Annotated in this window: 19 protein-coding genes, 1 pseudogene and 1 riboswitch; of the genes and pseudogenes, 9 read left to right on the top strand and 11 right to left on the bottom strand. The window is 67.4% G+C overall.

Going from position 1 to position 18,569, the window contains the following annotated elements; translation table 11 throughout:
- Positions 1 to 3: 3 nt before the first annotated feature.
- From EV657_RS09260 to EV657_RS09230, 7 genes and pseudogenes are all read right to left on the bottom strand, one after another.
- Positions 4 to 848 (bottom strand): annotated as a pseudogene (locus EV657_RS09260) (3-oxoadipate:acetyl-CoA acetyltransferase).
- A complete protein-coding gene (locus EV657_RS09255) occupies positions 845 to 1,552 on the bottom strand; it encodes an alpha/beta fold hydrolase (protein ID WP_134077718.1) in 708 nt (235 codons plus the stop codon). Before EV657_RS09255 ends, EV657_RS09260 begins: the two are co-directional and overlap by 4 nt.
- A gap of 128 nt (positions 1,553 to 1,680) precedes the next feature.
- Complete coding sequence (gene pcaD / locus EV657_RS09250) at positions 1,681 to 2,475, bottom strand: 3-oxoadipate enol-lactonase (protein ID WP_134077717.1); 795 nt, start codon at positions 2,473 to 2,475, stop codon at positions 1,681 to 1,683.
- Between the two features lie 59 nt (positions 2,476 to 2,534).
- Positions 2,535 to 3,716 carry an endonuclease/exonuclease/phosphatase family protein gene (locus EV657_RS09245; RefSeq protein WP_134077716.1) on the bottom strand — a complete coding sequence of 394 codons (1,182 nt, stop codon included), beginning with the start codon at positions 3,714 to 3,716 and terminating at the stop codon, positions 2,535 to 2,537.
- Positions 3,713 to 4,693, bottom strand: a complete 981-nt coding sequence (locus tag EV657_RS09240) for a threonine ammonia-lyase (RefSeq protein WP_134077715.1) — start codon at positions 4,691 to 4,693, stop codon at positions 3,713 to 3,715. Before EV657_RS09240 ends, EV657_RS09245 begins: the two co-directional genes overlap by 4 nt.
- Entirely contained in the window at positions 4,690 to 5,526 is an 837-nt protein-coding gene (locus tag EV657_RS09235; RefSeq protein ID WP_134077714.1) for an alpha/beta fold hydrolase, read from the bottom strand. Before EV657_RS09235 ends, EV657_RS09240 begins: the two co-directional genes overlap by 4 nt.
- A complete protein-coding gene (locus EV657_RS09230; protein ID WP_134077713.1) occupies positions 5,523 to 6,215 on the bottom strand; it encodes a haloacid dehalogenase type II in 693 nt (230 codons plus the stop codon). Before EV657_RS09230 ends, EV657_RS09235 begins: the two co-directional genes overlap by 4 nt.
- A gap of 115 nt (positions 6,216 to 6,330) precedes the next feature.
- Between EV657_RS09230 and EV657_RS09225 the strand changes: the two genes are divergently transcribed.
- Both EV657_RS09225 and EV657_RS09220 read left to right on the top strand, forming a co-directional pair.
- On the top strand, positions 6,331 to 6,711 hold the full coding sequence (locus tag EV657_RS09225) for a VOC family protein (protein WP_075786796.1): 381 nt from the start codon (positions 6,331 to 6,333) through the stop codon (positions 6,709 to 6,711).
- Positions 6,712 to 6,842: 131 nt separating this feature from the next.
- Entirely contained in the window at positions 6,843 to 7,271 is a 429-nt protein-coding gene (locus EV657_RS09220) for an FKBP-type peptidyl-prolyl cis-trans isomerase (RefSeq protein WP_075786795.1), read from the top strand.
- A gap of 75 nt (positions 7,272 to 7,346) precedes the next feature.
- Here the strand turns inward: EV657_RS09220 and EV657_RS09215 are convergent, their stop codons facing one another.
- From EV657_RS09215 to fabA, 3 genes are read right to left on the bottom strand one after another with little or no spacing between them, the layout of a single operon-like run.
- A complete protein-coding gene (locus tag EV657_RS09215) occupies positions 7,347 to 8,135 on the bottom strand; it encodes an enoyl-ACP reductase FabI (RefSeq protein ID WP_113670771.1) in 789 nt (262 codons plus the stop codon).
- A 6-nt stretch (positions 8,136 to 8,141) separates the two neighbouring features.
- The gene (gene fabB / locus EV657_RS09210; RefSeq protein WP_134077712.1) at positions 8,142 to 9,371 is read right to left on the bottom strand and encodes a beta-ketoacyl-ACP synthase I; all 1,230 of its coding nucleotides are present in this window, start codon (positions 9,369 to 9,371) and stop codon (positions 8,142 to 8,144) included.
- Positions 9,372 to 9,395: 24 nt separating this feature from the next.
- Positions 9,396 to 9,905 carry a bifunctional 3-hydroxydecanoyl-ACP dehydratase/trans-2-decenoyl-ACP isomerase gene (fabA, locus tag EV657_RS09205; protein WP_075786792.1) on the bottom strand — a complete coding sequence of 170 codons (510 nt, stop codon included), beginning with the start codon at positions 9,903 to 9,905 and terminating at the stop codon, positions 9,396 to 9,398.
- Between the two features lie 158 nt (positions 9,906 to 10,063).
- Between fabA and irr the strand changes: the two genes are divergently transcribed.
- The gene (irr, locus tag EV657_RS09200) at positions 10,064 to 10,504 is read left to right on the top strand and encodes a Fur family transcriptional regulator Irr (RefSeq protein ID WP_108023795.1); all 441 of its coding nucleotides are present in this window, start codon (positions 10,064 to 10,066) and stop codon (positions 10,502 to 10,504) included.
- A 115-nt stretch (positions 10,505 to 10,619) separates the two neighbouring features.
- Here irr and EV657_RS09195 read toward each other — a convergent pair whose 3' ends face one another.
- On the bottom strand, positions 10,620 to 11,492 hold the full coding sequence (locus EV657_RS09195; protein WP_134077711.1) for a hypothetical protein: 873 nt from the start codon (positions 11,490 to 11,492) through the stop codon (positions 10,620 to 10,622).
- Positions 11,493 to 11,640: 148 nt separating this feature from the next.
- Here EV657_RS09195 and miaB point away from each other — a divergent pair, with 148 nt between their 5' ends.
- The 6 genes from miaB (at position 11,641) to metK (ending at position 18,514) form a co-directional block, all read left to right on the top strand.
- On the top strand, positions 11,641 to 12,975 hold the full coding sequence (gene miaB, locus EV657_RS09190; RefSeq protein ID WP_134077710.1) for a tRNA (N6-isopentenyl adenosine(37)-C2)-methylthiotransferase MiaB: 1,335 nt from the start codon (positions 11,641 to 11,643) through the stop codon (positions 12,973 to 12,975).
- A 245-nt stretch (positions 12,976 to 13,220) separates the two neighbouring features.
- Positions 13,221 to 14,237, top strand: coding sequence for a PhoH family protein (locus EV657_RS09185; RefSeq protein WP_113670767.1), 1,017 nt, complete (start codon positions 13,221 to 13,223; stop codon positions 14,235 to 14,237).
- A 54-nt stretch (positions 14,238 to 14,291) separates the two neighbouring features.
- Positions 14,292 to 14,792, top strand: a complete 501-nt coding sequence (gene ybeY, locus EV657_RS09180; protein WP_134077709.1) for an rRNA maturation RNase YbeY — start codon at positions 14,292 to 14,294, stop codon at positions 14,790 to 14,792.
- A 37-nt stretch (positions 14,793 to 14,829) separates the two neighbouring features.
- Positions 14,830 to 15,735, top strand: coding sequence for a hemolysin family protein (locus EV657_RS09175; protein ID WP_075786786.1), 906 nt, complete (start codon positions 14,830 to 14,832; stop codon positions 15,733 to 15,735).
- Positions 15,736 to 15,740: 5 nt separating this feature from the next.
- Complete coding sequence (gene lnt / locus EV657_RS09170; protein ID WP_113670766.1) at positions 15,741 to 17,249, top strand: apolipoprotein N-acyltransferase; 1,509 nt, start codon at positions 15,741 to 15,743, stop codon at positions 17,247 to 17,249.
- A gap of 41 nt (positions 17,250 to 17,290) precedes the next feature.
- A riboswitch (SAM-SAH riboswitch) is annotated at positions 17,291 to 17,340 on the top strand.
- Between the two features lie 7 nt (positions 17,341 to 17,347).
- Positions 17,348 to 18,514, top strand: a complete 1,167-nt coding sequence (gene metK, locus EV657_RS09165; protein WP_075786784.1) for a methionine adenosyltransferase — start codon at positions 17,348 to 17,350, stop codon at positions 18,512 to 18,514.
- The last annotated feature ends 55 nt before the right edge of the window (positions 18,515 to 18,569 follow it).

The raw sequence follows: 18,569 nt of genomic DNA, 5'->3' as shown, positions 1-18,569 counted from the left end.
GGTTCAAACCCCCTTCGCGGGGACGGGCGGCAGGCCGAGGATCGCGCGGGCCTCGACGGGGCTGGCGACCGGGCGCCCGTGGCGCGCGCAGAGCTCGGCCGCGCGCCGCACCGGCGCGGCGTTCGAGGGCGCCAGTCTGTCGTTGTCGAGCCGGACATTGTCCTCGAGCCCGGTGCGGGTATGGCCGTCCGGCGCGATGAACCATTCATTGATCTCGATCTGGTGGCGCCCGATCCCAGCGCCGCACCATTCGGCATCGGGGGCGATCCGCTTCAGCGTCTCGACATAGAATTCGAAGCTCGGGCGGTCGGCGGGCATCGCATTCCTGACTCCCGTCACGAACTGAACGTAAAGCGGCGCCTTCAGGCGGCTGTCCCGGCTCATCTTCACCGCCTGGAAGATATGGCTCAGATCGAAGGCCTCGATTTCGGGCTTCACATCGGATTTCTGCATTTCCGAGGCCAGCCAGTCGACCAGATCGGGCGGATTCCCGTAGACTCGTGTCGGACAATTGTTCGATCCGACCGCAAGCGAGGCCATGTCGGGGCAGAACGGCGGCATCCCGCCCCGGACCGCGCCGGCGCCCGACCGCCGCCGATCGAGACGTGCACGATCATGCCGGGGCAGTGCTTGCGGATGCCCTCCATCAGGCGGGCGAATGTCTCGGTGCCGGCGCTTGGGCTCTGGTCGTCATTGCGGACATGGCAATGGGCGATGGCGGCCCCGGCCTCGAAACAGTCCTGCAGGCTTTCGACCTGCTCGGCCAGGGTGATCGGCACCGCCGGATTGTCTTCCTTCCCCGCGACCGAACCGGTGATCGCCGCGCAAAGGATACGGGGCCGGGTCATCCGGCGGCGCGCAACAGAAGGGCCGCCAGCGCTTCGGGCTGGGCCAGGAAGGGCGAGTGCGAACAGTTTAAGGCGTCGATCCGGTCCGCAGGCCAGTCCGCAGTCATGGTCGCCTGATAGTCAGGGGGAATGGTGCGGTCCTGCAGGCAACGGATATAGCGTTTCGGAACAGACCTATAGCGCTCGCTCAGCGCGATCGGTGTGGCCTGGGGCAGGATCGGCTGCGGCCCCAGCCGGGCCTTGGCGTAGGCCACGGCCTCGTGCGGGCAATCGTGAAAGAGCTTGTCGCGCACCTTCTCGGGATCGAAACTGAACGAAACCCCGTCCTCGGATTTGACGATGGCGTCAAGCAGGGGCTGGCGCGGCCCGGCGCGGCGCATGTCGACCAGCGAGAGGCCCGTGACCGGGACATAGGCGCAGACATAGACCAGCGACCGGATCTTCTCGGGTGCCTTCTCGGCGGCGGCCGAGATCGGGAAACCGGCCATCGAATGGCCGACCAGGATCACCGGTTCGTCGATGGCGTCGAGGATCGCATCGGCATAGAGGTCGAGCGTGACATCGGCCAGCGGCGTCGGATCGTCGCCATGTGAGGGGAGGTCGATGGCGCGGGCCTCGGCCCCCGCGTTCCGAAGGGCGGGCAGCACGTCGCGCCAGCACCATGCCCCGTGGCAGGAGCCATGGATCAGAAGAAAAGCGGTCATGCCGGGAGGTCCTTCGAAGGATGACCGCGGAATGTTCGATTTTTGCGTTTCGAATGCCCAAAAAACCAGAATATCCGCCGTTCAGAGGAGGCGTGAGGTTCGAATTTCACCATTCTCGCGACGCTTTCTCAGTCCGCGACATGGCCGATCTCTTTCAGGAAGGCGGTCAGGACATCGGCATAATCGCCGGGCTTCTCGACGCAGGGCAGATGGCCCGCGCCGCGGATCAGGTGAAAATGCGCGCCCTTGATCAGGGCCGCCGTCTCTCGCACCAGATCGGGCGGGGTCGAGCCGTCCTCGCTGCCCGCAATGGCCAGGGTCGGCAGGGTCAGGCTGGCGGTCGGCGTGTAGAAATCGGTGCCCGAAATGGCGGCGCAGCAGCCCAGATACCCCTCGACCGGCTGGCGGGTCAGCATGTTGCGCCAGAGCGCGCAGTCGGGGCTTTGTCGGAAGGGGCGCGAGAACCAGCGGTCCATCGTGCCCTCGGCCAGGGCCTCGATCCCGCCTGCGCACACCATCGCCATCCGGTCCTGCCAGATCGCGGCCGTGCCGATCTTGGCGGCGGTGTTCGACAGCACCATCGCCCGGACCAGGTCGAGCCGCTTGACCGCCAGCCCCTGCGCGATCATCCCGCCGATCGACAGGCCGACGAAGACGCAATCGCGGACCCCCAGAAACTCGAGCAGCCGTTCGGCATCGCGCACCAGCACGCCCATCGCATAAGGGCCGGGCGGACAGGAGGACAGGCCGTGGCCGCGCATGTCATAGCGGATCGCGCGCAGCCCGGGCGGCAACAGCTCCACCACGGCGTCCCAGACCCGCAGGTCGCAGCCCAGCGGATTGGAAAAGACCACGGGCGGTCCGTCGGGGTCGCCATCCTCACGGTAATGCAACGCGACGTCGCCCAGATCGGCGATCTTCATGCGGGGGGTCCTCCCTGATTTTCGCGGCGCAGGATGGCCGAGCGCGCCCGAAGCGTCAATCAGCGCAGCCGGATATGGGCCATGATCTGGCCATGGTCCGAAACGATGCGGGCGGCGGGCGACTGCGGTTCGGCCCCATCGGTGATGTGGTCGTTATAGGCGCCGAAATGGATCATCTCGCCGATCCGGTCGGCCCGGTCCGGGTCGAAATGGCGCGACAGAAGGATCGCGTCCAGCGCCTGATAGACCCCGGCGAAGGAGGCGGTATAGACCATGTCGCGCAGGCTCTTGCGCATGAAAAGCTGCGCTGCGGCCTGAAGTCGGACGCGGTCGATGGCCTCGCGGATCTGCTCGGATTCGGCTGCGGTATAGCGGTCGTCGGGGCCTTGCGGGGTGGGCCGCCGCATCCAGCTGTAATCGGGCAGGGGCCGTTCGCCGCAGATGATTTCATGGGTGGCCGACCGGTCGTCGTCGTTCAGATCGCCCAGAACGATCACTGGCCGGTCGAGCGCAAGTTCGTCCAGTACGAGGCGCCGCAGCACCCAGGCTTCGGACATCCGCCGCAGCCCCGAGCGGAGCGCGCCCATCGCCCGGCCCGCCGGGTCGTAGTCCAGAAGGTCGATTTCGGGCGAGAAGCGCGCGCCATGGGGGCGCACGAATTCGCCAAGCCGCGATTTCAGATGGGCGTTGAAGACGGTGACGACATGATCGCCGACCGGGATGCGCGCCTTGAGGATCGGCCGGGTCAGCCGCCGGATCTGATAGCTGCCCGCATCGCCCCCGCCCAGATGGTGGAACGGCACGTCGACGGGCGGGTCGAGCAACTGGATCGACTGCGGCTGGTCGGCAAAGCCGAAGCGCGACAGGATCGCGACGCCGGGCCGCCTTTCGCCGGGGCCGGAATCGGCAATGTTGGGGGCGAAGGCCAGCGCGGTCTCGCCGTAGCTGTCATAGCGCTGCTTGCGGTGGATCGCCTTCCGGCCGGGTTCGGCCCCGGGCTGCCCGGCCGCGTTCGACTGCTCGCCGCGCCTGTCGGCCAGCGCGATCACCTGTTGCAGCGGTTCGGGTTCGAAGATTTCCTGAAAGCCCACGATGTCGGGATTCATCCGGGTCAGCTGATCGGCCAGCCAGTCCTGCTTCCAGGCATGTTCGACTGAGCTGTATTTCTCGAAACGATAATATTCGCGATCCGGGCCGATCAGGTTCTGGGCGTTGAATGTTGCAATCGTGAAAGTCGTCATGGCGCTTCCCCGTAGCGGTCGAGCGCCATGCGGAAGGTCTCTGCCGAGACATTGCCACCCGATGCAATGGCGATGACCGCCTCGCCCGCGACGTCCCTTGGATGATAGAGCGCGGCCGCCAGAGCCACCGCGCCGCCCGGTTCCAGCACGATCTTCAGCCGCTCGAAGGCCGCGGCCATGGCGCGCAGCGCCTCGTCCTCGCTGACCACGATCCCGGGGCCGCAAAGCCGGGACATCACGGGAAAGGTCAGATCGCCCGGCGAGGGCGTCTGGATCGCGTCGCACAGCGAGCCCGCGCGGCGGGTATTGGTCTCGATCCGGCCCGCGACCAGCGAGCGGGTGGCGTCGTCGAAGCCCTCTGGCTCGACCGGGCGGACGCGCAGCCCCGGCGCCCGGGCCTCGAGCGCGAGCGCCACGCCCGAGGTCAGCCCGCCGCCGCCGCAGGGCACCAGCACCTCGGCCGTGTCGATCCCCGCCTCGGCGGCCTGGGCCGCGATCTCGAGCCCGCAAGTGCCCTGGCCCGCGATCACCTGGGCGTCGTCGAAGGGGCGGACCAGCGTCAGGCCGCGTGCCTCGGCCAGCTCGGCGCCGATGGCGTCGCGGTCGCCGGTGGCGCGGTCATAGGTCACGACCTCGGCGCCAAGCGCGCGGGTGTTGGCGATCTTGGGGCCGGGCGCATCCGAGGGCATCACGATGACGGCGGGCGCGCCCAGCATCCGTGCGGCCAGCGCCACGCCCTGGGCATGGTTGCCCGAGGAAAAGGCGATCACGCCGCGGGCGCGGGCCTCGGGCGACAGCGCCGAGAGCGCCGACCAGCCGCCCCGGAACTTGAAGCTGCCCGTGTGCTGCAGGCATTCGGCCTTGACCAGAACGCGCCGCCCCGCGAGGTCGTCGAGAAAGGGCGAGGACAGAAGCGGCGTCAGCCTTGCCTTGCCCGCGAGGCGGGCGGCGGCGGCGTCGATCAGGTCGATGGTCATTTCGAAATGCGCTCCAGCAGGATCGCGATGGCAGCCACCGCGTCGGGTTCGTCAAGAAAGGGCGTATGCCCGCGGTCGGGGATCTCGGCAAAGATCATGTCGGGGCGGCGGCGGCGCATCTCGGCCGCGGTCTCTGGCGAGAGGATGTCGGAATGCGCGCCGCGGATCAGCGCCAGCGGCAGCCCCGCGAGCGCGTCGAAGAGCGGCCAGAGATCGGGCAGCGCGTCGGTTGCCGATTGTTCCATCACCGCATGGCGGAGCGCCGGGTCATAGCGCAGCGCCAGCCCGTCCTCGGATTGCCGCCAGAGCCGCCGGGCATAGCTGCGCCACTGGTCGCGGGTCACGCCGGGGAAGCGGTCGCGCATGCCGATCTCGAGCCGCCGGGCGGCATCGTCATAATCGGAATAGTCCGGGGGGATGCCGAGATAGGTCATGATATGGGCCAGACCCCTCGGTTCGACCAGCGGGCCGATATCGTTCAGGCAGATGCCCGACAGGCGGTCCTTGTGGCCGGCCGCCAGCATCATCGCGATCAGCCCGCCGCGCGAGGTTCCGAGGATCGCGGCCTTCGGCAGCCCCAGATGGTCGAGCAGGTTCAGCGCGTCGCGGCCTTCGCGGATCAGGTTGTAATTCATGAAATCCGGGTCGGGGTCGGACCCGCCGCGGCCGCGGGTGTCCAGCCGGATGACCCGGGCGCGGTCGGCGAAGGCGTCGACCACCGGTTCGAAATCGTCCATGTTGCGGGTAAGTCCCGCGAGGCAAAGCAGCGGCGTGCCGGTGCCGCACTCGTCATAGGCCAGCATCCTGCCGTCATCGGCCGCGAACCGGATCATGCTATGGCCTCCGCCAGGTGCGGAATCCCGGAAAGATCGGCCAGCACATGGGCCGGACGCCAGGGCAGGCGGTCGACCGGCTCGTTCGCGCGGTTGACCCAGGCGGACACGAAACCGTAGCCCGCCGCGGCGCCCGCGTCCCACCCGTTCGACGAGACGAACAGGACCTCGGACCGGTCGCATCCGAAGCGCTGGCCCACAAGGTCGTAGACCGAGGGGTGGGGCTTGTAGATGCCGACGCTTTCGACCGACAGCAGATCGTCGAGCAGGGCGCCGAGACCGGCGGCCTCGACCGCGTCAGCCAGCATGTCGGGCGTGCCGTTCGACAGGATCGCCGTCGCCTTGCCTGCGCGCTTGAGGGCCTCGAGCATGGCGGGGACCTCGGCATAGGCGTCGAGTTCGCGATAAAGCGCCATCAGCCGGGCACGCAGCCCCGCATCGCCCGCCAGCCCCTGCGCCTCGAGCGCCCAGTCGAGCGCCTCGCCGGTGACCTGCCCGAAATCGGCATGGGCCCCGGTGATCGCCCGGAGCCAGGTATATTGCAGCTGCCTGGCGCGCCAGGCGGTGGCCAGGGCGGGCCAGCTGTCCGCCAGACAGGCGTGATCGGGCTCGGACGCGGCGCGGCGGGCGGCGGCGGCCACGTCGAAAAGCGTCCCGTAGGCGTCGAAAATACAGGTGGTGATCGGCATGTCGTCCTCCCTCGTGGGGCGAGATTGGCACAGCGATGTGACGGGTGGAAGGTTCCGCCATGCCGCTGACGCACGAATCCGGTTAGGCTGCGGGCGGCAACCGGAGGAGGAAACGATGTCGCAGAACCACGGCAAGGTCTGGTGGACGGAACTGATGACCCATGACGTTCCGGGCGCACTGAAATACTACAAGGCGGTCTGCGGCTGGCATTTCCAGCCGATGCCGATGGGGGCGGGGGTCTACCATGTCGCCCATTGCGGCGCTCAGCCGGTGGCGGGGGTCATGGACATGGCTATGCTGCCGGGCATGGAGACCGCGCCCGCGGACTGGTTCAGCTATTTCGCGGTCGACCGCCTGGACAAGGCGCTGGAGGACACCCGCAGCCGGGGCGGTTCGGTTCTGCGCGAGCCCTTCGACGTGCCCGGGATCGGACGCATCGCCATCGTCCTGGACCCGACCGGCGCGGCGATGGGGCTGATCACGCCGGCACGCTGAACCGGCGCGGCGTGTCCGGGCGACAGGGTTTACATCTGGGACCGACAGTCTAGGCTTGTGCCACGTCCGGAGTACCCGCGCGATGCGCGCGGCCTCCGCAAATCCACCCGCCTCAGTGAAAGGAACCGTGCATGACCCAGGTTCAAACGGGTGACAAGGTCCGTATCCATTACACCGGCACCCTGGCCGACGGCTCGACCTTCGACAGCTCCGAGGGTCGCGACCCTCTCGAATTCACCGTGGGTTCGGGGCAGATCATCCCCGGGCTCGACGCCGCCCTGCCGGGCATGTCCGAGGGCGACAGGAAGACCGTCGAGGTGCCCTGTGCCGAGGCCTATGGCGCGCATAATCCCGATGCCACCCAGGCGATTCCGCGCGCGCAGGTGCCCGACTCGGTTCCGCTGGAAATCGGCACCCGGCTCAATGTGCAGACCTCCGAGGGCGAGGTGCTGCCGGTGACCGTGGCCGAAGTGACCGAAGAGACAGTGGTGCTGGACGGAAACCACCCGCTGGCGGGCAAGGATCTGACCTTCGAAATCGAGCTGGTCTCGATCGGCTGAGCGCCCCTGGAAACGCGAAGACCCGGGCCTGGCCCGGGTCCGTGCCCCGATGGTCGGGGAAAAGACCGTGCGTCCTCAGAGGTTCTCGAACCGCGGCATGCCGAGGACGTGGTAGCCGCCGTCGACGGTGACGATCTCGCCGGTCGTGCAGGCGCCGTAGTCCGAGGCCAGATAGACCGCGGTGCCGCCGATGCAGTCCAGCGTCGCGTTCCGGCCGAGCGGCGCGTTCATTTCGGTATGGCGGAAGGTCTTGCGCCCGCCCGAAATCGCGGCGCCGGCCAGGGTCTTCATCGGGCCGGGCGAGATCGCGTTCACGCGGATGCCTTCGGGGCCGAGATCGTTGGCGAGATACCGCACCGCGGATTCCAGCGCGGCCTTGGCCACGCCCATGACGTTGTAGAAGGGCGTCACCCGGTTCGAACCCTGATAGGTCAGCGTCAGGATGGTGCCGCCATTGGGCATCAGCGGCTGGGCGCGCCGCGCCACCTCGATCAGCGAGTAGCACGAGATCGTCAGCGAGTTCCTGAAGTTCTCGCGCGAGGTGTTGATGAACCGGCCGGTCAGCTCGGTCTTGTCGGAATAGGCGATGGCATGAACCAGAAAATCGAGGCTGCCCCATTCCTCGGCGATCCGGCCGAAGGCGGCATCGAGCGAGGCGTCGTCGGTCACGTCGACATCGACCAGGAAGTTCGACCCCACGCTTTCGGCCAGCGGCTCGACCCGCTTGCCGAAGGCTTCGCCCTGATGCGAGAAGGCCAGCTCTGCCCCCTCGTCGGCCATTGCCTTGGCAATGCCCCAGGCAATCGACCGGTCATTGGCGACGCCCATGACGAGGCCGCGCTTTCCTTTCATCAACTCAGGCATTGCAGGTCATCCGTGATATTTGCTCATCACCAGGGTCGCGTTGGTGCCGCCGAACCCGAAACTGTTCGACAGCACGCTGTCGATCTCGATGCCCTCGCGCAGTTCGGTCACGATCTCGCCCGGCCGGATTTCGGGGTCGAGTTCGGTGACATTCGCCGAAGCCGCCATGAACCCTTTCTGCATCATGATCAGCGAATAGATCGCCTCATGCACGCCGGTCGCGCCAAGGCTGTGCCCGGTCAGCGACTTGGTCGAGCCGATGGGCGGCATGCTGTCCTCGCCGAAGACCTCGCGCACGCCCCTGACCTCGACGATGTCGCCCGCGACGGTCGAGGTGCCGTGGGCGTTGATGTAGTCGATCCTGCGGCCTTCGGGCAGGGTGCCGAGCGCCAGCTTCATCGACCGCACGCCGCCCTCGCCCGAGGGGGCGACCATGTCGTAGCCGTCCGAGGTCGCGCCGTAGCCGGTGACTTCGGCATAGATCGTGGCGCCCCGGGCCTTGGCATGTTCCAGCTCTTCCAGAACCACGACCCCGCCGCCTCCGGCGATCACGAAGCCGTCGCGGGTCGCGTCGAACGGGCGCGAGGCGGTTTCGGGGGTGTCGTTGTACTTCGACGACATCGCGTTCATCGCGTCGAAGAGGCAGGACAGCGTCCAGTCGACCTCTTCGCCGCCGCCCGCGAAGACCACGTCCTGCTTGCCCATCTGGATCAGCTCGGTCCCGTTGCCGATGCAATGCGCCGAGGTCGAGCAGGCCGAGGTGATCGAGTAGTTCACGCCCTTGATCTTGAAGGGCGTGGCCAGGCAGGCCGAGTTGGTCGAGGACATGCAGCGCGTGACCATGAACGGGCCCATCCGCTTGGGGCTGCCCTTGTCCTTGACGGTCGAGTGCGCGACGAAGAAGTTCGCGGTCGACGGGCCGCCCGAGCCCATGATCAGCCCGGTGCGCGGGTTCGACACCTCGCCCGGTTCAAGCCCGGCATCGGCGATGGCCTGTTCCATGGCGAGGTAGTTATAGGCTGCGCCCGCGCCCATGAAGCGCAGCTGACGCTTGTCGATCGAGGCTTCGAGGTCGATCTGCGGGATGCCCGCGACCTGACTGCGGAAGCCGTTCTCGGCATAGACGGGTTCGAAGCGGATGCCAGAGCGGCCGGCGCGCAGGGACGCCTCGACCTCGGCGGTGGAATTGCCGATGGGCGAGATGATGCCCATGCCCGTGATGACGACGCGGCGCATGGCGGTCTCCTTTCCTAAGATGGATCAGCTTTCAGACAGAGCGACCTTCATGTCCTTGACATGATAAATCGTTTCGCCATCGGCCTCGACCCTGCCATCGGCCACACCCATCGTCAGCCGACGGGTCTGGATGGCCTTGGTGAAATCGACGAAATAGCGGATCAGCTTGCGCTCGGGGCGGACCATGCCGGTCAGCTTGACCTCGCCCACGCCCAGGGCGTAGCCGCGGCCTTTCCAGCCGCGCCAGCCGAGGTTGAAGCCGGTCAGCTGCCAGAGCCCGTCAAGCCCGAGGCAGCCCGGCATGATCGGGTTGCCGGGGAAATGGCACGAAAAGAACCACAGGTCCGGACGGATATCGAACTCGGCCACGACATGCCCCTTGCCGTGCTCGCCGCCCTCGGCGCTGATGTCGGTGATGCGGTCCATCATCAGCATGGGCGGTTCCGGCAGCTGCGCGTTGCCGGGGCCGAACAGCTCTCCCCGCGCGCATTTCAGGAGCTCGTCCTTGTCGAAGCTCGTCGGAAAATCGGTCATACGGGACCCGTCCCCCCCTTTGGATTGGCCTGTTTCGCGTCCCGCCCCCTCTATCACCGCGCCTTGCGAAGTGGCAATAGTGCCCCGATGCCGCGCCAAAGCGTCGCTGCAGATCAGAATCATTTGAATTACAGGGTTGATCGCACCATATATCGCCCATGGCACAGCTGAATGAAAACCCCAATAATCCCGACGCAATCGAGCGCGGCAGCCGCTGGCTTTCCAAGGCCGGTCTGCGCCCGACCCGTCAGCGGGTGAGCCTTGCCTCGCTGCTGATCGGCGACGGCAACAACCGCCACGTCACGGCGGAAACGCTGTATGCGGCGTCCTGCGCGACCGGCGAGAAGGTGTCGCTTGCGACGGTTTACAACACGCTTCGGGCCTTCTGCGATGCAGGCCTGATGCAGGAAGTCATGGTCGACGGGACGAAAAGCTATTTCGATACCCGGGTCGACGACCATCCGCACTTCTTCTGGGAAGACGAGCACCGGCTGAGCGATGCCCCGGCGGGCGAGCTGGAAATCGCCAAGCTTCCCAAGGCCCCCGAAGGCGCCGAGATCTCGAAGATCGACGTCGTGATCCGGCTGCGGCGGATCTGACCCCTGAGCCGCTTCCGCAAGGAAGCGGCGACGAAAAGGACATATGGTGTCCGGGAAAGGGGTCTTTCCCGGGCTCTTTGTTTTTGCGGCTGCCGGGGACCGCGCCCACCGGGTCTCAGAACCACTGACCGGGTTCCATCAGCCCCAGATCCATCAGTTGCTGGGACTCCCAGCGAAACGCGTCCGACATCGGCCAGCGGAAATGCGCGATCTCGAACCGCGAGCCGGGATTGGTGCGCAGTGCCTTGGCGGCCCGGAACGAACAGATCGCCGCCGTCAGGGTGTTGTGCCAGGGGCAGGCATAGGTGTTCATCTCGGGCTCGTTCAGAAGATGCCCGTCAAGCAGCCGCAGCCCCGGCCGCGCGCGAAACAGGCCGATCCGGTCGATTCGCCGCCGGTCCTCGGGGATGTGTTCCTCGAACCGCCAGCGCAGCCCGCCGAAGAAGTCGAGTTGCCGCTCGAGCAACCGGCCGGTCGCAGGATCGGTTCGGGGCCGGGCGAAATAGCCCGTGCGGTCCAGCATGGCGCCGTCGCGCGAGACCCCGTTGGGGCACTGCTCGAGATCGGCGGCATAGAGATCGACCACATAGGTCAGCATCGCCTCGCGCCGTTCTTCGGCATGGAAGGCCAGCATCTCGCCGATGCTGCGGTTTTCGCAGAACGGGAAGAACAGGTATTCGGCATTATAGCAGTAATGCAGCCAGACCCCGGGGGCCTTGGCGATCACCGCGGTGACAGCCCGGGGCAGGGCGCCCTCGGCCAGGGTGTCGTAGGTCACGCGGTGCACCCGCTCTGCCGCACCGGGCGACAGATCCAGCCCCTCGGGCGTGAACAGGACCAGCGTGCCGAAGCCCAGCGCATCGAGATGGTCGACGGTGCTTTCGACCTCGATCTCGTCCTCGACGAAGATCAGCGCGACCGGGCGCGGGCCGAGCGCGCCGCGCGCCCGTCCCAGAAACTCTGCCAGCCCCGCATATTGCCCCGCCATGGCGGTCCTCCTCGGCCTTGGGCGCAGGGTCGGGCAGGGCGCGCCCATATGCAAGCGGGATGCAAGCGTTGCGGCCCGCGCCCGGTTTCGTGTAGGACAGCGCGCAACCGACCCGGCAGACCGGTCCGCAGACCGGAAGGACGCGCGCATGACCTCCCCCACTCCTCCGACCCGCAAGCTGTTCATCCGGACCTATGGCTGTCAGATGAACGTCTATGACAGCGAACGGATGGCCGAGGCGCTGGGCCCGTCGGGATATGAGCTGACGGACAGCGCCGAGGGCGCCGACCTGATCCTGCTGAACACCTGCCATATCCGCGAGAAGGCGGCCGAGAAGGTCTATTCCGAACTCGGGCGGCTGCGGGCGCTGAAGGTCGAGAACCCGGACCTGAAGATCGGCGTGGCGGGCTGCGTCGCCCAGGCCGAGGGCGAAGAGATCCTGCGCCGCCAGCCGCTGGTCGATCTGGTGGTGGGACCGCAAAGCTATCACCGCCTGCCCGAGCTCGAGGCGCGGGCGCGCGGCGGCGCCAAGGCGCTCGACACAGATTTCCCCGAAGAGGACAAGTTCGACCGTCTGGGCGGGCGCCCGAAGGCGCCGCGCGGCCCGAGTGCTTTCCTGACCGTGCAGGAGGGCTGCGACAAGTTCTGTGCCTTCTGCGTGGTGCCCTATACGCGCGGCGCCGAAGCCTCGCGCCCGGCGTCGCAGGTGCTGGCCGAGGCCCGCGATCTGGCCGAACGCGGCGTGCGCGAGATCACGCTGCTGGGCCAGAACGTCAATGCCTATCACGGCGCCGGTCCCGGCGGCGACTGGGGGCTGGCCCGGCTGATCCGCGAACTGGCCGCGATCGACGGGATCGAACGGTTGCGTTATACCACCTCGCATCCGAACGACATGTCGGACGACCTGATCGCCGCCCATGGCGAACTGCCCGAACTGATGCCTTACCTGCATCTGCCGGTGCAGTCGGGGTCCGACCGGATGCTGAAGGCGATGAACCGCAAGCACACGGCCGAGGACTACCTGCGTCTGGTCGAGCGCGTCCGCGCGGCCCGCCCCGATCTCCTGATGTCGGGCGATTTCATCGTGGGTTTCCCGGGCGAGACCGAGGCCGATTTCGAGGACACGCTGGCGCTGGTGCGCGCGGTGAATTACGGCCAGTGCTATTCCTTCAAGTATTCGCCCCGCCCCGGCACCCCCGCGGCCGAGCGCGACCAGGTCGACGAGGACGTCAAGACCGACCGGCTGTTGCGGCTGCAGGCGCTGCTGACCGACCAGCAAGTGGCGGCGCAGGCGGCGATGGTCGGGCGCCGGGTGGGCGTGCTGTTCGAGAAGGCCGGGCGGATGCCGGGCCAGCTCGTCGGCAAGTCCGATCACCTGCAGGCGGTCCATGTCGAGGCGCCCGAGACGCTTCTGGGCCGGATCGCCGAGGTGGCGATCACCGGAACCGCGCCGAACTCGCTGGCGGGCGTCCTGGCCGGGTGACGCGCGCGGAGACCGAGCACGCCGGAAAAGACCGCCGGGAACCGATCCGGCCGGTCGCCGGTTCGGTCAGTGCGAAGCCAAGTCCGGGCAAGAAGCGCAGGCGCGTTCTGCACAAGCCCTGGTCGCCGCGCACGCGGGGTTAGGTCTTTTTTGTTTCAACGAGGTGAAACATCGCAGCTATCGCTTGCGCCCTTACCGGGGCGTTGGCACCATATCTGCACGGGATTCAACCGACGGAGTCTTTATTGGGCATCAGCGCTCTGACCCCCCCGCCGAAGGTCGAAGACGTCCACGAGACGTTTCTCGAGTTTCCGGACAACCGCCTTCTGATCGACCTTTGCGGCGAATTCGACCGCAATCTCGCGCAGATCGAGCACAAGCTCGGCGTTCACATCCTCCGACGGGGCAACCGGCTGGCGATCGTTGGCGAAGGCGCGGCCCGCGGGCAGGCGGCGATGGTGCTGCAACAGCTTTACGCCCGGCTCGAGGGCGGCAAGCCGCTTGAGGCGGGCGATATCGACGGGGCGCTCCGGCTGGGCGATTCCGCCGATGGCACCGGTGCGCGGGCGGGCGACCAGCTGGAGATGTTCCATGGCGGGCGGACCGAGGTCCATACCCGCAAGAAGATGGTCGAACCGCGGACCGAGGCGCAAAAGGCCTATGTGAAGGCGCTGTTCGAGAACGAGCTTTGCTTCGGGATCGGTCCGGCCGGGACCGGCAAGACCTATATCGCGGTGGCGGTGGCGGTGAACATGTTCATCGGCGGCCATGTCGACCGGATCGTTCTCAGCCGTCCTGCGGTCGAGGCGGGCGAGAGGCTGGGCTTTCTGCCCGGCGACATGAAGGAGAAGGTCGACCCCTACATGCAGCCGCTTTACGACGCGCTGCACGATTTCCTGCCGGGGCGGCAACTGGCCAAGCTGATCGAGGAGAAACGGATCGAGATCGCGCCGCTTGCCTTCATGCGCGGCCGCACGCTGGCCAATGCCTTCGTGGTGCTCGACGAGGCGCAGAACGCGACCACCATGCAGATGAAGATGTTCCTGACCCGACTGGGCGAGGGCAGCCGCATGGTCATCACCGGCGACCGGAGCCAGGTCGATCTGCCACGCGGCGTGTCGAGCGGGCTGGCCGATGCCGAACGGCTGCTGAAGGACATCGACAACATTTCGTTCAACTATTTCACCGCCAAGGATGTGGTGCGGCACCCGCTGGTGGCCCGGATCATCGAAGCTTACGACGCCGACGATGCGAAAGCCTGACCCGGTTGCGAACGGACTGTAACGCCGCCGGGTTTCGCGGTAGACGACGCGGCCATGAGCATCGAGATTCTCTTCGAGGACGACCGCTGGGCCGCTGCAGGTCTGGCGCAGCTGGCCGAGAGTGCCTGCCGCGAGACGCTGACGCATCTGGAGTTCGATCCCGAGATCCACGATATCAGCGTGCTGGCCTGCGACGATGCGCGCATCGCCATCCTGAACGCCGAGTTCCGCGACAAGCCTGCGCCGACCAACGTGCTGTCCTGGCCCGCCGAGGATCTGGCGGCCGAGGAGGATGGCGAGGCGCCGCTGCTGCCCGAGCCGGATTTCGAGGGCGAGCCTGTGGAGCTTGGCGATATCGCCATCGCCTGGGAGACCTGCGCCCGCGAGGCCCGCGAGCAGGGCAAGGCGTTTAATGATCATGTAACGCATCTGATGGTACACGGATGCCTGCATCTGTTGGGATACGACCACATTCGTCCGCGGGATGCCGCCCGGATGGAGGGGATCGAGGTGGAAATACTTGCCAAACTCGGTCTGGCTGACCCATATGACTGAGACGGGCCAAAATGCCCGGGAGTTTCGGTAAGGATTGATGGGCGACGAGACGGACGGGTCGTCTAGGGCCGCGCAAGGCGCGCTAGACACCGACAATCTGGACAGCCGGGGCCTTCTGGGCCGGCTGGTAGCGGCGATCCTGCCTGCAGGCGCCGAAGAGTACGAAGAAGGCGGGGACAGCGTCGCGGCCAACGGGGTCGCGCGACCGGCCTTGACCCATGGCATCGGCAACCTTGCCAAAATGCGGGTCGAGGATGTGGCCATTCCCAAGGCCGAGATCGACGCCGTGCCGCTGGACATCTCGATGGAGGATCTGGTGCAGGTTTTCCGCGAATCCGGGCTGACCCGGCTGCCGGTCTATGACGGCACACTCGACTCGCCCATCGGCATGATTCACCTCAAGGATTTCGCCCTGCGCCACGGGTTCAACGGCAAGGACACGCCCTTCGTGCTGAAGGACATGATCCGGCCGCTGCTGTATGCGCCGCCCTCGATGCCGATCGGGGTGCTCTTGCAGAAGATGCAGAGCCAGCGGATGCACATGGCGCTGGTGATCGACGAATATGGCGGGGTCGACGGTCTGGTGACCATCGAGGATCTGATCGAGCAGGTCGTCGGCGAGATCGAGGACGAACACGACATCGACGAGGGCGCGCTCTGGACCGTCGAGAAGCCCGGGATCTATCTTGTGCAGGCCCGCGCGCCGCTGGATGCCTTCGAGGACGAGATCGGCCTGCGGCTGCTCGATGCCGAGGAAGAGGAAGAGGTCGATTCGCTTGGCGGTCTGATCTTCATGATGGTCGGTCGGGTGCCCGCGCGGGGCGAGGTGATCCGCCATGCCTCGGGCGCCGAGTTCGAGGTGGTCGACGCCGATCCGCGCCGGATCAAGCGGCTGCGGGTGCGTCTGCCCGCTGTGACCGCCGCCGCTGCGGCCTCTGCCTGACCCGAATGCGGGCCGGTCCGTTCCGCCGGGTGCTGGCCCGGCCCGCCTGGGTGGCCTTCGGGCTGGGGGTGGGTCTTGCGCTGGGGCAGGCCCCTTGGTCGCTCTGGCCGCTGGCGCTGTGCGCGCTGGCCGCCCTGATCTGGCTGGTGGCCCGGGCGGAAACGCCCGGACGTGCGGCGCGGATCGCCTGGGCTGGCGGCGCGGGGCAGTTTGCGCTGGCGCTGTCCTGGATCGTCGATCCCTTCCTTGTCGATATCCGCCAGGACGGCTGGATGGCGCCTTTTGCGCTGGTGCTGATGGCCGGAGGGCTGGCGCTGTTCTGGGGCGCGGCCGGGGCCTTTGCCGGATGGGCAGGGCGCGGTCCGCGCGCCCGGGCGCTGGCCTTCGTGCTGGCGCTGTCCGCGGCGGAACTGGCGCGCGGCTATGTCCTGACCGGCTTTCCCTGGGCGCTGCCCGGCCATGTCTGGATCGGGGCGCCGCAGATGCAGCTGGCCGCCCTCACAGGGCAATACGGGCTGACCCTCGTCACGCTTCTGGTCGCGGCGCTGCCGGTCCTGCTGCCGGTCGGGCCGGGCCGGAGCCTTGGCGCCGGGTTTGCCGTGGCAGCGGTGGCGGGGCTCGGTCTGTGGGGCGCGGCGCGGCAGGCGGTGCCGGTGCCGACGGAGGCCGATCCGCCGCAGGTGCGGCTGATTCAGCCCAATGCGGCGCAGCATCTGAAATGGCGCCGCGACATGATCCCGGTCTTCTGGGAGCGCCAGCTGGCCTATACCGCCGAACCGGGCGACCCGCTGCCCGATCTGATCGTCTGGCCCGAAACCGCCGTGCCTTTCTGGCTCGAGACCGCCGGGGACGGGCTGGAGACCATCGCAGAGGCGGCGGGCGGGGTGCCGGTTGCGGCGGGCATCCAGCGTGCCGACGGGCCGCTGGCCTATAACAGCCTCGCGGTGATCGGCGCGGGCGGTCGGCTTCTTGGGCTTTACGACAAGCATCATCTGGTGCCCTTCGGCGAGTACATCCCCGGGGCGGCTCTGCTCGGGCGGTTCGGTATCCGGGGGCTCGCGGCGAACGATGTCTATGGCTATGCGCCGGGGCCGGGGCCGCGGCTGCTCGATCTGGGCGCGCGGCTCGGGAAGGCGCTGCCGCTGATCTGCTACGAGGCGGTGTTTCCGCAGGATCTGCGCGGGACCGCGCGGCCGCGCTGGCTGTTGCAGATCACCAACGACGCCTGGTTCGGCACCAGCACCGGCCCCTATCAGCATCTGGCCTTGGCGCGGCTGCGGGCGGTCGAGACCGGGCTGCCCTTCCTGCGCGCGGCCAATACCGGGGTCTCGGCGGTGATCGACGGGCATGGGCGGGTGCTGGCCAGCCTGCCGCTGGGGCAGCAGGGCCAGATCACCGCCCCGTTGCCCCCGGCGCTGGCCCAAACGCCCTATGCGCGCACCGGCGACTGGCCGGTCTTTCTGGTGCTTTGTCTGGGGCTGGCCGCTTTCGTCGCAACCCGCGCCCTGAAATAGACATTGATTCCTGACAGGTGGCGGCGTAAGCCCGACCGGTCGAACCGTCACAACGGCTTCCTGGCGTGGCGGGGATAGCATCAACGGAGCGCCTTTCCATGACACGTCAAAACTACGTCTTCACCTCCGAATCCGTTTCGGAAGGACACCCCGACAAGGTCTGCGACCGCATTTCCGACGCGGTTCTGGATGCCTTCCTCGCCGAGGAACCCAATGCCCGCGTTGCCTGTGAGACCTTCGCGACCTCGTCGCTTGTGGTGATCGGCGGCGAGGTCGGGCTTTCGGACAAGACCCGCCTGAAACAGCTGATGGGCTCGATCGGCGAGATCGCCCGCGAGTGCATCCGGGATATCGGCTACGAGCAGGACAAGTTCCACTGGAACACCTGCCATGTGCTGAACTTCCTGCACGAGCAATCCGCCCATATCGCGCAAGGCGTGGACAAGGACGGCGCCGGCGACCAGGGGATCATGTTCGGTTACGCCACCGACGAGACGCCCGAGCTGATGCCCGCGCCGATCCAGTACGCCCATGCGATCCTGCGCCGCCTGACCGAGGCCCGCAAATCGGGCGCCGAGCCGACGCTGAGGCCCGATGCCAAGTCGCAGCTGAGCGTGCGTTATGAGCATGGCCGCCCGGTCGCGGTCGACTCGATCGTGCTCTCGACCCAGCATGCGAGCGAGGATCAGACCTCGGACGACATCCGCGCCATCGTCGAGCCCTATATCCGCGAGGTCCTGCCCGAGGGCTGGCTGCATGAGGGCACCGAATGGTGGGTCAACCCCACCGGGACCTTCGTGATCGGCGGTCCCGACGGCGATGCCGGGCTGACCGGGCGCAAGATCATCGTCGACACCTATGGCGGGGCGGCCCCCCATGGCGGCGGTGCCTTCTCGGGCAAGGACCCGACCAAGGTGGACCGGTCGGCGGCCTATGCGGCGCGCTATCTGGCCAAGAACGTGGTCGCGGCGGGTCTGGCCTCGAAATGCACGCTGCAGCTGTCCTACGCCATCGGCGTGGCCAAGCCGCTGTCGATCTATGTCGACGCCCATGGCACCGGCAAGGTGCCGGAGGCCGAGATCGAGAAGGCGGTCGGGCAGGTGATGGACCTGACCCCGCGGGGCATCCGTCAGCATCTGGGTCTGGACCGTCCGATCTATGCCCGGACCTCGGCCTATGGCCATTTCGGCCGTATGCCCGAGGAGGATGGCGGCTTTTCCTGGGAGCGGACCGATCTGGCCGAGGCGCTGAAGAAGGCGTTCTGAGGCGGGACCGCGCCGGGCCTTTCCGGGTCCGGGAGCGCATTTTTTGGGGGGCGCG

Origin of the sequence: Rhodovulum visakhapatnamense, assembly GCF_004365965.1 — a bacterium.
Classification (GTDB): domain Bacteria; phylum Pseudomonadota; class Alphaproteobacteria; order Rhodobacterales; family Rhodobacteraceae; genus Rhodovulum; species Rhodovulum visakhapatnamense.
This window is presented reverse-complemented; position numbering and strand designations above follow the sequence as displayed.